Genomic DNA, 13,280 nt, shown 5'->3' with positions numbered 1-13,280 from the left:
GATGACTATTTGTGTCTATTGCTGGATATTCCAACCCTTGTCTCTAGCAATATGGAGAGAACTCTTGGCAGCATTGGAGATCTCTCGCAGATTGAGTACACACTTCCAAGGCTTCTCATCATCTGCGATGGGGATACCCCTTACATCGGGCAATGCAGTATATATGGCGTTCAACTCTTCGGTCGTTAGCCCTAGCCGAGCGAGCTGTAGCGTAAGAAGATGGGAGAGAGATGGCAAAGTCCCCAAGGTCTTTAGTTGTGTATCAGAGAGAGTCAACTCTTCTAAAAGAGAATGTTTACTCACGTCTATACTACGCAACGGATTTGTAGACACGGCCAAGTTGCGAAGGGCGAGGTTGGCTGACAAATCCACCTCTTCCAATTGATTTTTTTGCGCATAGAGGAGATTGAGCCGAGTGCACGACGATAAGTTTAGATGGGAAATCTCGTTTTTATAGCAGTGCAATTCCTCCAAAAGGGGATTATGACGGAGGTCTAGAGACTTCAATTTATTATTGCCAATGGAGAGGAAACGTAGAGCGGGACACCTGCTCAAGTCTAGCTGTTGCAGATTGCTCCCAATAAGACGAAGTTCTTCGAGTTTGGAGGCATCGCCTATAGCAATGGCATCTAATTTCGCACCAAACACGCCAAAAGAGGTTGCCTTGGGAGCCACTACACGCAGAGTTGTACCGAGGATAGAACCTTTAATCATCTTCTCGAGTTCGTAGTTCCCTGCAGGGTAGTCTTTGTTTGTTCCATCGCCCCAATCTATCGTAAAAGTATCTGGAGACTCGATCATGATGAAGAGAGAAGATGCACCTCCGGAGGTTGGAGTCAAAAGAAAAGTCGCCTCCCCGGGTTCATCAGGCTCTACAGAGGGCTCGTCACTTTCGAAGAAATCGAACATCATAAAGGTCTTCCCAGCCTTGATTCTAGGGCCATAATAGCACATCAAGCGGAGAGCAGCACTCCACCCCACGGCGGTAGGATATACATTCTCGTTGTTGTAGCCATAAAAGCGGAAGCCCCATTGAGAGACGAGATCTTGGGCTTTAGGGGTGGGCTTCCCCCCTTCGTCAAGCGTCCAGTACTCCTCGTAATCATCTACATATACACGGCTCTCAGCCAAGGCTCCTCTCTCGAAGAAGTACTCCCTAAAAGGATAACTATTTTCGTTAATCCGGAAGGTTATATAAGTTTCATCCTCGCTATCAGATACCTTCCCAGTAAGGAAAACTTCGCCTCCATGCTTCCCTTCCCAAACTTTCACTTCTTCCTCTGTCGCCCCCATTTTGAGCCAAGGGAGCATTGGGAAATGCTCCTGATCAAACGCAGGAGCAACCACCGAAACATGTACTACTTGGCGAGAGCCTTTGTATTTAAGAAGAATCTCTGTACTCCCCTCTGCTAGAGCCTTAATGCACAACTTCGGATCAATGGAAACGATCTTGGAGTCTTTTACTTCACTTTCGACCTCCCCGATAGGCACATTTGTTTTGAGTGTGAATTCACTCCCAACCTCCATCTGCACAAGCGTATCGGAGAGCGAAAAAAGGGGCAAAGGCTCGGAGCCACTCCCCGAGGGACTACAACTAGAAATAAAGAACACCAACAACCCTAATAGAAGTAAGGGGAAAGAGCGTCTAGTGGACGGAAGGAATGCGGATAAAGCTACTCTATTTGTATTCATACAACTCACACAATAAGTGAATGCTACATACTTTCATCTCCTTTAAAACGGAGAGAGGAAAAGAAGTAAAGCCTCTCTGAGAGAAAACAAAAAGGCTTCTTCTATACTCAAATGAAAAGAAAGAACTACAAACTTATAGATCTGCTCCACAAATATACAAAAAACTACAAGAGAAGACAAAAAAAATGCCCCTCAACACAATGTTGAGAGGCACCTTTACCCTCTTTTGTAGCCCCTAGGGGAATCGAACCCCTCTTTCAAGGATGAAAACCTTGCGTCCTAACCGATAGACGAAAGGGCCATCAAAGCCACGACTGCTTATTACAAAGGAGCGTGCACCTACTCAGTGCGACTAGCCCCTTCTTCCTTTTTATATAACCTCCTCTCGAGCGAGATCTCTACTTCCCCTCTTCGAGCGAGTGCTATACTCCTTAAGGGCTATTAAGCAGCCATCATGCGATTAACCTGACGAGCGAGCTTGCTCTTGAGGTTAGCCGCCTTATTCTTATGAATAATGCGCTCACGAGCGAGCTTGTCAATCATAGAGCTCACCTTAGGAAGCAACGCCTTAGCTTCATCCTTGTCTGTAAGCATGCGGAAACGCTTAATCTGATTACGGGTCGTACGACCGTAGTAACGATTGTGCAGACGACGAGAGCTAGTTTGACGGATTCTCTTCAGTGATGACTTATGGTTTGCCATTTCTCTTTATTCTTCTTACTTTGCTATTTAATTATTTGGTAGCCCCTAGGGGAATCGAACCCCTCTTTCAAGGATGAAAACCTTGCGTCCTAACCGATAGACGAAAGGGCCATAACCCTAAGCAATTGAGTAGAGCGTCATCCATAAGGTTCTAGACCCCTATTCCAAATTGCGGTGACAAAGGTACAAATACTTTTTGATTCTGCAATAGTCTTGGCTATTTTTCCAAAGATGTGCAGCTTCCAGTATCAAGTGCAACGGCATGGCGAAAGTAGTGCTAGAACTTCATTCGGTTGTACTTTCCAGTTGTAAGTACGACGCTTAGATAAACAAAAACCACCATGGGGCTGGGCGTACGACCTCCTTTATCTCTCTCTTGCTCTCTGCAATAGAAATACAGAGAAAATAAAAAGAGAGAAGCCCTTTTACTCTCATATGGGCTCTTGTATAAACCTATTTGCTCGGAGTTGGGAACTTCACATCAATGCTATCGGTAATGGATTTGTCTCCCTTATCCGTGGGGAGTACCATGGTGACTGTAAAGCGGACAGTCTCGCCATTCCACGCTTCAGGAATCGTATTCAACTGGAGTCTCCATAGAGGCTTTGACGCCAATAGCCGCTTGAGGTTTTCCTGGTTGCCAAGGTTTATCTGAGCTCTATAATTGTCATTTTTGTAGCCACTTTGTATGAATCCTAGATAATCGCTGAATGAAATAAAAGCCACTTCATTCAGTAGCATCCCGGCTTTGAGTGCTTCGTTATAGTCGTGGTCGCACGTGACAGCAATACTTTTAGGGAACGTTATCACACCTGTTTTGCGATTTCCAAGACGCCCCTCCCTACCCCTGCTAGGGTAATGAGTATCCCCGATGAGAGTGAGAAAACTTTTAATTTTTGGGTCGCTTCCGTCATAGCCAAAGTGTGAGACCTTTTTTTGATTTTTGTTGGACAGGATAATCGTACAGACTGTCGTTTGGTACCAAGGACTTTCAAGTCTTATATCCACGAGCTGAAATGTATCCGGCTCCACAAAGCCCGTGAGATAGTGGGGGTAGTACTTGGGTTTCTCGAAGCAGCCCGAAATCCCTAGGAGAAAGAGGAGCAATACACTCCCCAATGCCAGTGTGTTCTTATATCTATTCATATTTTACTGCTCTATTTTATAGTCCAATACTCTGCCAGTTCCTTAGGATAGGTTAGAAACAGTTTGCCATGGCGAGCATAATTCTCTTCACTGTCCGGTAGATCGGTTCTTAGTTCTGTAGTTGGAGAAACGATACCATAGCGGTAAAATGGTCTCAGTAAATGGCTGCGAAAGTATCCATTGTTATCACCACTCCATCCCCAATTGCAATGGTAGAAACGAGAGATTACATTCTTCTTGATAACCTTGTCTTTTACCCAAGGGCCTCCCTCGTAATCTTGCCGTACAGAAATGAGATCGCACCGATTCTCCATATATCCATCAAAAACCCAGTAGTGCCAAGAATCGAATGTGTTATCCCCTTCTCCATAAGCTAGTACAGGTCGCTTATATTTTTGGAGATAAGCCAAAAGGGTCTTTTCATCGTAATCAACTACATCCGGATTGAAATTGTGTTTTTTCAAAAAACGTTTTACTCTCCAGTTTTCTACTGCAGTGCCAGAGCTACCTGACCAAATATGCCCAGTTTTGTAATAGATGTACATGCACATGAGAGCTATCTGGTCTGATAAAATGGGATCGTCTTCCAAGAAGCTTTTCCAATAGAATTTTTTTCCTGTTGCCTTTTTAAGGTTGTAAACCTCTCTATTTGAGTCCCACAGGTTTTGCCAGTCCATTTTTGTGGTCTTGTTGTTGCATACTATTGCTTTGGGAAGTTTATAGAATGAAAAGAAGGCGGCAAGAGCTGTATTGGCGCAGCCCAACAAGTCGTGTTTGGTCTCTTTGTTCTTAGGTAGGTAGTTGAAAAATGGAGCATATTGTCCAAACTCTAGGGTTGAGGGTTTCATGGGCTTTTTGCTCTCAAAATTTTCTGTGTCTAAAGTGTATCTAGGGAACCCAAAATATTCTCGAATCCATGGAAGGGGAGGCCTTGAGGGATCCCCGTGATTGCTTTCTTCTAGATCTTTGTGTATCTTCGGAGCTCCTTCTTCCCCGAGTATTGCTGCCTGATTTAGAATATTCCGAAGCATCGGTTGATGGATAGTGTCCTGAGTGGAAAGAGATCCTCCCTCTGAGATGCCAAGCAGTATCACTTCACCCAATGAATCCACATTGTAAAGCATAAATCCTCCTTTGGCGAAATTGGTAATATAAGTTTCTCCACTACCTACTTTCTCATTGGAGGCGGCACGAAGTCCTCCCTGAGGAAGCTCATTGAAGATAGATTGGTACAAATTGGCAATTTGTTGCTCTACGAGGGTTGGTGAATTATGAGTTTGAGGAGAAAGATCTCCTTTAGGCTGGGAGTTGCAGCCAGTGAGTACAACAGTTCCTAATGTCACAACACTCCAAGAGAGGATAGTAATTTTTGCTTTCATTATGTGTTGTTTTTGCTTTATAAACTAGCACAAAGGTATGATAATTCTAAAATATAAACAAGTTTTCTTGCAGATTCCCTCGCAACCTCCTCTATTCCACATAAGAAGAGGTGTAAAAACGGAGAGAAATCAGAGTGAAAAAATTTCTGTTCCCGCCCAGAAAGCCTCTCCACTTTCACCTAAGAAATAAAAAAGTTTTGGGCAGTGTGGAGGTCGCATTCTACCCAAGAAAAAATCGACTCCAACGTGGACAAAAAAAACTGCCCTGCACTTTTACAAGAACAGGACAAGCACATTATCTCTCTATATTGGGACCTATCACTTCTAAACCAAGCAGAAGGGCTAACGATGCCTCTTGCGCAGATGCCAAACTTTGAAGAAGTAGGCAATACGCCCCGAGAGGGCAATGAGGAGCACCGATAGTATGATAAGAAAAACCCCCACAAGGCGCAAAGGGGTTAGCACCTCGTCGAAGACCAGGAATCCAATCACCACAGCAGTTAGAGGCTCCAAGGCTCCCAATATGGCACTCATGGTAGAGCCAATCAGTTTGACCCCCTCCACCAGTGTTATATTGGCAACTACGGTAGGGATAAGCGCAAGGGCGATAGTTAACCCCCAGGCCTCAAGCGAAGGAATCCCTTGCAGACCTCCCCAAAAGAGGGCAATCACTAGGAATCCACTCCCGCAAGCCAACAGGGCATAAAAGCTAAGCTTGATATTATTCATCGTACGCACCACACTCTTATTGACAATAACCATATAAGAGGCATACGCCAACCCCGTAGGAGCGACAATGAGCATCCCTATCAAAAATCGCCGATCCACCTTCTCCAATCCCAAGCCCGAGAGGCAAAGCACCCCAAAAAAAGCAAAGAGAATGGCGAGAACCATAACTCTCGTAGGTCTTTGCTTGTAGAAGATCAACATGAGTAGGATAACGTAAACCGGATAGGTAAAATGGACCACCGTAGCCACCCCACTGGGCATGTAGTGATACCCCAATTGCAGCCCCATAGCCGAGGCAATGTAGACGAGCCCCAAAGAGATCAAAACCCCTATTTCTCGCCCTGTGATCCTAAGATCTATCTTTCTGTACAGCAAAAGAGGGAACATCGCAAGGGCTGCAAACAAGAAACGATAGGTAAGGATAGAGGGTGTACGTAGCCCAATTGCCATCAAGGGCAATGTAAATAGGGGAATAAAGCCGAAGGCTACCGAAGAGGTACCGGCAATCAGCAAGCCGCGTAACTTATGTTGAGGAGTAGTCTCCATAGCTGAGGGAAAAGAGAATTAAAATTACTCGAGGGAGATAAAACAGGATAAGGGCTTATGGTCGCTTATCGTTGCAGATTTATCCACCTTACAATTGTAGGACTTAACCCTGCGACTATGCAAGATATGATCGATACGGAAGCCCAACCGCTTAAAGGTAAAGCTATAACCAGCCCCACAACCCGTAGAAGCATAAGCATCTATGAGGCCGGAAGCAATGCGCTGGTGGGCATACGAAATAGGCGTATCATTGAAATCGCCACAGACAAGTACGTAGGGCGTCTTCTCATGGATAATCTCTACATGCACGCGGTCGGCTTGCTTAGCGCGCTTAAGAAAGGCAGGACCCAGTTTTTGTTCCATCTGCTCTTTGAGGGCAATAGCCTCTATCTCTCGAGCGAGACGGGCGTAGCGTGTTCCATCTTCTGTGGTGAGACGGAAAGACTCCAGGTGCAAATTGAAAACCGTAAGCTCTCGACCAGCCACATCCAACGTATAGGCAATGCCTCCATTGAAAGTGGACTCTAGGGGCAACATACGCGTATTGCGCACGGGGAATTTAGAGAGAAGCATCAAACTAGTACCTCGGTCTCCTTGGGCATAGCGCGTAACTACATAGGGATACTCGGGGAGATACTCCGAAATCTTTTTAGCAGAGACGTAGGGAGAATCATCACGCATTATGGCCGCCTCCTGCAGGCAAACAATATCGGCATGACTATCCTTAATGTACCGGAGAGTGGGGTTGGGGTTATCCGCAGTATGCTTCTCGTAAGCAAAAGCCTGACAGTTAAGAGACAAGACCTTAACGGCATGAGGTGGAATTACCGAAGGTGTAGGATGTAAGGGAATATATGACCGGATGCTCCACCACGAGAGAGCCAGTAGAAGGAAATTAAAGATGAAGCCGCGCCACTGCCTCCGCACAAGGCGAAAAAGCAAGAAAAGCACAACCATTGAAAGTAAAAAAGGGAAAGCCAAGCCCAAATAGGCCGGGAAAAGGAAAAATCGGGGCGAGAGGTACTGCCCCAAAAGAGCCAAGAGGTAGGGCAATGCCACCAAAAAGAGATTGATGAGCCACGAGACCGAATGAAAGAGATTGTAGCAAAAACTGCGACAGCGAGAAGCTCGAGACGAAGATACTTTTTGAGTTGTATTCCTAGGTCTCGAAAGCCGTTTAAGGGTGTGGCGAGCCGTCTGCTCTTGGGGTGTAATATCGGATCTTTGCGTCATGTAGCCTTGTGCTTTACAACTTAGTAAAGCCCTCCTCCGGAGTTTATCCGAAGGTAGTACAAAGCTAGCAAAATAATTAGACTTTTGAGGAGTCTTGCCGAGAAGGTCTATCGAAAAGCAGGCTTCTCTCTTCGTCGGAGAGAGCACTGTAGCCCGAGCGTTTCACTTTGTCAAGCACCTCCTCTAGGGTGGGACCGTCCGAAGCCTTGGGGGAAGGATCGACCGACGAAGAGTGAGCGGAAGTGCTATCTCCCCCGTCAAAAGAGGATTGAGCCGAAGATGCTTTTTCTCGACGTTGTTGACGAGAGCCTCCTCCCCGAGAGGTCGTTTTTCGTCCCTTTAGAAGCGAAGCTACCCGATCACACAAGAGGGCTATCGGGCGAGTAATATCTACTCCACCCCTTAGGGAACGAGCAAAAATCAACCCCCACACAGCTCCCCCAATATGAGCAATAGAGCCCCCAACATTCCTATTCAGATTGAATAACAACGACGTTACAACAAAAATAAGAGCTACAACGTACAAGGAGAGGGATCCAACCCAAAGGAATCTGATTTTTTCTTTTGGGCAGTAGCCTCCAATTGCTACAATCAACGAAAGAATGGCTGCCGAGGAGCCGTAAAGGGGCAGATGGATATAAAAGAGCCCCACAGCATCGAGAATCGAAAAAAGCAAGGGATAAAGGAAGCCTCCTAAAACCCCTCCCAAGATGTAGACAATATAGAATTGTCGGGAGGTGAGATGGGCTAGAAAAAGGCGTCCAAAGATGTACAGAAGCAGCATATTTACCACGAGATGACCGAGGTCGTTGTGGTACCACATATAGGTAAAGAGCGTCCAAGGTCTGTGCCCTAGGGTGTAAAGGCTCCCAGGGAGAGCGAGCTGGACGTCGATCCACGAAGAGGGAGCGGACAATAGTTGAAGTACAATTTTGAGAATCCAAAGGAGGAGCGTCCATCCTACCGTTATGCCAATCAGGCGGGATGCCGGAGAGGATTGCTGCCAAAATGCACGTAAAGATGTGATATGCCTCGGGCGGTTCATCGTACAACTCCTTTCTTTCTCCAAATGAGCAAGAGCACCAAGCCGCCTAACATTCCCCCCAGATGGGCATAATGCGCAACGCCATCGCCATAGCTAGAGATTCCCAAGAAAAGCTCCAGAAGCCCGTAACCAATCACCATATACTTCGCCTTGATGGGAATAGGAATAAAGAAAAGATACATAGGGACATTCGGGAAAAGCATCCCAAAAGCAAGGAGCAAACCAAACACAGCACCCGAAGCTCCGATGGTTACAAAGAGGTTTAAGAAACTACGTAGGGGGAGCGTCTGTACTCCATTAAGGTTAATCATCTCAGCTCCTGAGGAGACAACATCGTGCAACTCCGTAAACCAAAAGATCTCCTGGCAGACTCCTGCAACAAGCAAACAGACTACATAGAAGAACAGGTATCGCCACGACCCCATCCGCTGCTCCACCGCCCCTCCAAACATGAAGAGCGAAAACATATTGAAGATGATATGAGCCAAACTACTCGTATCGTGCAAAAAAGCATAAGTAAAAAGCTGAAAGGGGTAGAACGAATCCGCCGCGTAGTACTTGAGCCCCAGCACCTGCGAGAGGTCGAAACCAAGGCGAAGAAAAACAATCTGTGCCAACCAAATCAGTAAATTGATAAGGATAAGATTGAGAGTTACAGGGGGGATTCTCTGCTTGAGATGTTCGTAAACGTTCATAGTGTAGCGGATAAAATAAAAAGGGAATCAATACCAAGAGACATTATTGCTCGTTGTGAGATTGCTCTGCTGATACTTGAGATCTTTGAGGAGCTGCGACTTAACGCCAATAGTAATCGTATAGCTCTTATAGGGACCAATGGGGATAACACTCGCCGAGAGCTGCCAGCAGTGCAAATCGCGCGAGATAGAAAGGGTCATATTGGTAATGCGTTTGAGATCGAAGTTATAGTTGGCATCAAACATAAACGACCAGTTCTTTGTGGGCTTAAAATCCCCACGGAAACTTAGGTTATGGGTCAACTTATAACGGAACTCTTTGCGCTCCATGTCAAAATTTGCACGGTCATACCCTAGGTTCATACTGTAGTTGAAAGAGAAATTCCAAGGGAAATTCCACAATACATACCCATCAGCATCATGCTCTCCCAGGATCTCCTCCGACGTCCTTTGACGAGACACAACCCCCTCCCCGGCTAGGTTGATAGGGCCGGTCTGCGAAGGAGAAGCGTCGTCTCTAGGTGCCGAAGTATCGCCCAAAGGCGGCTCCTCGGGTGCGTCACTACCCTTCTTCTTAAATACTTTGTGGTACAACTCTACTAGCTTGCCCCAGCTCTGATTGTTAAATTGATAGCTAAAACCGGTGCCGGTGCCAATCAGTCGGCCAAAGCCTTTCCCATGGAGCAAACGAAGTTTATCAACGCGGAAGGGAATGGGCTTCCCATTTGAATCAAGGCGGTAATCGTAGAGATACGTATCAAACTCCCCGCTCAAGCGCAGCGCAAAACGGGACGAAAAGCGGAAGGAAATAGAAGCGGAGATATTGCTCCAACGCAACGAGTCTGCCATCATGTTATAGCTTGCTCGCCAGTCGAATTGGTCAATCAAACTAATCTTTTTGAAGGCCTCTTCGCTATCCGTAGAGTCACTTTTGAGGGTACGGATTTTCATCTCCAAGTTGTTGGAGAAACTGAACGAAAGTGCGCCGGACTTGCCTCGACCGGGAGCCCCAAAGATACCATTACGATAGAGATTGTAGGGTTCCTCGCGCCACTCTCCTTCGGGCGTTGTATACTGCACCGTGCGGTAATATCCCCAAAAAGGATCACTAAAATCGGGGGTATATCCCAACGAAACAGAGGGCGTAATGCGGTGCCGTATCATCTGCACCTTGTCTCCAAAGATTTTCCACGGCTTATAGAATCCGTACAGCGTAGTGGAGGCAGAGAGGGAGACACTGAAGTCATTGATGTGATAGAAACCAAAAGTGGTATCAGCATCCACCAGGCGTTTCTTTTCGTCGTCGTAGCGCATAGTGCTGCGGCTCGTGTACCACTTGGCGTTGTAGCTTACCGAGGGGGTAATGCGAATATAGTCGAAGAGGTCGAAGGAGGCGGAGATGGGGATACTATGCTGCATCCCATTACGCCAGTCCCGCACTAGGCTACTCTGCAATATAAGATTCTCTTTGGTCGTAATGCTATTACGGAAAGAGCCCGAATAACTCATCGAGATTTTCTCATACCAACGCTCCTTACCCACACGTTTTTTCCTCTTAAACGGGTAAATCGTACTGAGCGAAACAGAAAGATTGGGTAGCGAAACCGACAGGGTGGAGTCTCGCGACCGCTGGTCGATATTAAGCGCGGCCGTAAGAGAGAGCGGGATGCTGGTAAAGCGGCGAGAATAGCTCACGCTGGATCCTTTTGTATTCTCGGCACGACGATCGGGGTCATACATCCTATCTATCGAATTGTGATTGTAGCTACTCGTAGAGAAATTGACACTTGCCGAGAACGTGCGCAAGGGGTCCACTTTTGGATCTTGCGTATGCGACCAATTGACGGTAAAATCCTTACTTCTGGAGTAGTCTCCCGGGATCTGTTTATCCCCCCGAGACGTAGAGACATAGCCTGCACTAAAATGCCCCGAATACATATAACGCCGTCGATAGTTAGACTCAAGCGAAAGCCCCCAAGAACCTTTGGTATAAAGATCGGCACGGGCCGTTAGATCCACATAGTCGTTGATAGCGTAGTACAACCCCAGGCCTCGCAAATAGAATCCTCGATCTGCTTCCTCTCCATAGGAGGGCATGATAAGCCCCGAGGTACGCTGCTCATTGAAGGGGAAAAAGCCAAAAGGCAACCCAATAAGATAGAGAGGAACTCCCCCCATTACCATATAAGCAGGGCCTGCCACTATGTTTTTGTCGGGTACGACTTTGGCTCTTGTGAGCTGGAGATAGAAGTGAGGGTTGAGGTGATTGTCGCACGTGGTATAACGTCCGCCCTGTATATACATGGTATTGTCAGGCATACGCTTTGCCTCATCACTCATCAAAAAGCCCTCCCCCTGCTGGGTTAGGATACCCGTGATATAGCCCTTTTCCGTCCGAAAATTATAGCGCATCGTCTCGCTCTCAAACTTCTGTTTGCCGTCCGTAAAGGTGGGGTAAGCAATAGGATGCCCCTCGTTGTCTAAAACATACTGAGCATACACCTCCGAACTATCGGTATTGATATGCATGAAGTTGGACTGTATGTTCATCGACTGATAGTCCACTTTGCCCTTGCCAAAGAAGTAAACACGATTTTGCCCCAGCATCACAATCGAATCTTCTGCGGCGAATTCGATCACACTCTCCAGCACAATAGGTTTTTCTTGCCCCTCGGGAGGAGTGGAGAGAGAATCCGGTTCTTCCACTTTTTCTGACAAGCTATCCGGAAGTATCGTAGCAGGTAAGGAATCGGGCAATGCAGCCGGTCTCCCCAAAGAATCAGGGGGGAGAGAATCTAGCCCGAGGGGAGCTTCTTTGCCTAGCGCAGTAGCAACCTCCGGTAAGGTGGGGGCAGAAGAGAAAGAAGAATCAGAAGCTAAAGTAAGAGTGTCTCTCGGGGTTTCATGGGGTAAGACAGCGGGCGAAGAAGAAACCGAAGGACGACGCATCGTACACCCTCCTCCCAAGATTAGGAAGAAGAGTAGCAAAAAGGCAGTTATCCTATTACTCCACACAAAGTGCTCTGTACTCATACTGCGTTGGCGTGCACTGCTGTCTTAACGTACAAAAGTACCTCTTTTTTTGCTGAGAGGGTATAGGATAAATCAAGATGTATGGGTTGCTCCAAAGAGAGCGTTCGGTAGACAGGCTCTCTCGCCTCACGCCTAAAGACTAATCGCGAAGAGTAAAAGAGGTGCGCCCGACCAGCGACCCATCGGCAAACAACTCCACGCGATAAGTACCCACAAGCAGGGTCTCTGCCACATTCCAATAGAGCACAAAGGGAAGGTCTTCCCCACCATATTCTATCTCTTTAGAAGCCGAAGAATGCAACGTGCTCCCCTCATAACTGAAGGCGGCACCATCCCCGGCGAGGGGTTGGTCGTTAGGATTAAGGATGCGTAAATAGAGGATACGTCGCCCGGGTTGTGCCGTAACGTTACGTGCAATAGTCCCCTCTATCTTTATTGATTGTATCTTCTCAATCCGCTGAGTGGCACGCCCTCGTTTGTCGAGAGTTGCAGTCCGTAGACCTTGAGCCTCGAGACGTGCAGCACGAGCTACTTGGGCGGTAAGAGAACTTTTCTCCCCGGCCAGTTTACGCGTCTCTGCCTCGGTCGCTTCTATATGATCGCTCATTTTCTGGTTTTCCTCCCGCAACTCCGTATTGATCCTCTGAAGCGAATCGATCTGCTCCACGTAGGAGCGTAAAACTTTGCGAAGCGATGTAATCTCCTGAGATAGCTCATTAATGCGCTTAGCATCCGTGTCTTTTACCGCGCGTAGCTCCTCCGTAAGCCTATTTATCTTAGCTTGAGCCTCCCCCAATTGATCGAGAAGCGAATCGGAAACGATGTGCAAGCGATTCTCTCCATAGCCGGAAGCTCCGCGAATCTTCTGTGCTTGAATGCCGAACTCCTCCTCAAGCATGGAAAGCTCCTCCTGCATTTTGGCGCGCTCCATCTCCACAAGTTCTTTTTTCTCCTTGTCCAAATGACGACGCTCCCTAGAGAGAAGAGAAAAGAATAACCACCCCAAGAGAAAAACAACAACGACAAAAGCTACTACAATAAGGAGTTTTTTTTGCTTAGAAGTAAGGGCTTGCATATAAA

Annotated in this window: 10 protein-coding genes and 2 tRNA genes; all 12 read right to left on the bottom strand. The window is 47.0% G+C overall.

The window, feature by feature from the left end; all coding sequences use genetic code 11:
* Positions 1 to 15: 15 nt before the first annotated feature.
* Complete coding sequence (locus ACTTHR_RS01350; protein WP_442604905.1) at positions 16 to 1,692, bottom strand: leucine-rich repeat domain-containing protein; 1,677 nt, start codon at positions 1,690 to 1,692, stop codon at positions 16 to 18.
* A 229-nt stretch (positions 1,693 to 1,921) separates the two neighbouring features.
* Positions 1,922 to 1,993: transfer RNA gene (locus ACTTHR_RS01345), tRNA-Glu, on the bottom strand.
* Positions 1,994 to 2,133: 140 nt separating this feature from the next.
* A complete protein-coding gene (gene rpsT / locus ACTTHR_RS01340; protein WP_040579855.1) occupies positions 2,134 to 2,394 on the bottom strand; it encodes a 30S ribosomal protein S20 in 261 nt (86 codons plus the stop codon).
* Between the two features lie 36 nt (positions 2,395 to 2,430).
* A tRNA-Glu gene (locus ACTTHR_RS01335) sits at positions 2,431 to 2,505 on the bottom strand.
* Positions 2,506 to 2,847: 342 nt separating this feature from the next.
* The gene (locus ACTTHR_RS01330) at positions 2,848 to 3,540 is read right to left on the bottom strand and encodes a hypothetical protein (RefSeq protein WP_442604904.1); all 693 of its coding nucleotides are present in this window, start codon (positions 3,538 to 3,540) and stop codon (positions 2,848 to 2,850) included.
* Between the two features lie 11 nt (positions 3,541 to 3,551).
* Positions 3,552 to 4,919, bottom strand: coding sequence for a C10 family peptidase (locus ACTTHR_RS01325; protein WP_442604903.1), 1,368 nt, complete (start codon positions 4,917 to 4,919; stop codon positions 3,552 to 3,554).
* Between the two features lie 342 nt (positions 4,920 to 5,261).
* Complete coding sequence (locus tag ACTTHR_RS01320; RefSeq protein WP_442604902.1) at positions 5,262 to 6,194, bottom strand: DMT family transporter; 933 nt, start codon at positions 6,192 to 6,194, stop codon at positions 5,262 to 5,264.
* Positions 6,195 to 6,218: 24 nt separating this feature from the next.
* Complete coding sequence (locus ACTTHR_RS01315; RefSeq protein WP_304285648.1) at positions 6,219 to 7,427, bottom strand: endonuclease/exonuclease/phosphatase family protein; 1,209 nt, start codon at positions 7,425 to 7,427, stop codon at positions 6,219 to 6,221.
* A gap of 76 nt (positions 7,428 to 7,503) precedes the next feature.
* Positions 7,504 to 8,472 (bottom strand): rhomboid family intramembrane serine protease, encoded by a 969-nt coding sequence (locus ACTTHR_RS01310; RefSeq protein ID WP_442604901.1) that lies wholly within the window; start codon positions 8,470 to 8,472, stop codon positions 7,504 to 7,506.
* Positions 8,469 to 9,167 (bottom strand): rhomboid family intramembrane serine protease, encoded by a 699-nt coding sequence (locus tag ACTTHR_RS01305; protein ID WP_315075683.1) that lies wholly within the window; start codon positions 9,165 to 9,167, stop codon positions 8,469 to 8,471. Before ACTTHR_RS01305 ends, ACTTHR_RS01310 begins: the two co-directional genes overlap by 4 nt.
* A gap of 27 nt (positions 9,168 to 9,194) precedes the next feature.
* Positions 9,195 to 12,200 carry a putative LPS assembly protein LptD gene (locus ACTTHR_RS01300; RefSeq protein WP_442604900.1) on the bottom strand — a complete coding sequence of 1,002 codons (3,006 nt, stop codon included), beginning with the start codon at positions 12,198 to 12,200 and terminating at the stop codon, positions 9,195 to 9,197.
* A 139-nt stretch (positions 12,201 to 12,339) separates the two neighbouring features.
* Positions 12,340 to 13,275 (bottom strand): hypothetical protein, encoded by a 936-nt coding sequence (locus ACTTHR_RS01295; RefSeq protein WP_442604899.1) that lies wholly within the window; start codon positions 13,273 to 13,275, stop codon positions 12,340 to 12,342.
* Between the last annotated feature and the right edge of the window lie 5 nt (positions 13,276 to 13,280).

It is taken from the genome of Porphyromonas endodontalis, assembly GCF_052173515.1.
Taxonomy (GTDB): Bacteria; Bacteroidota; Bacteroidia; order Bacteroidales; family Porphyromonadaceae; genus Porphyromonas; species Porphyromonas endodontalis_A.
This window is presented reverse-complemented; position numbering and strand designations above follow the sequence as displayed.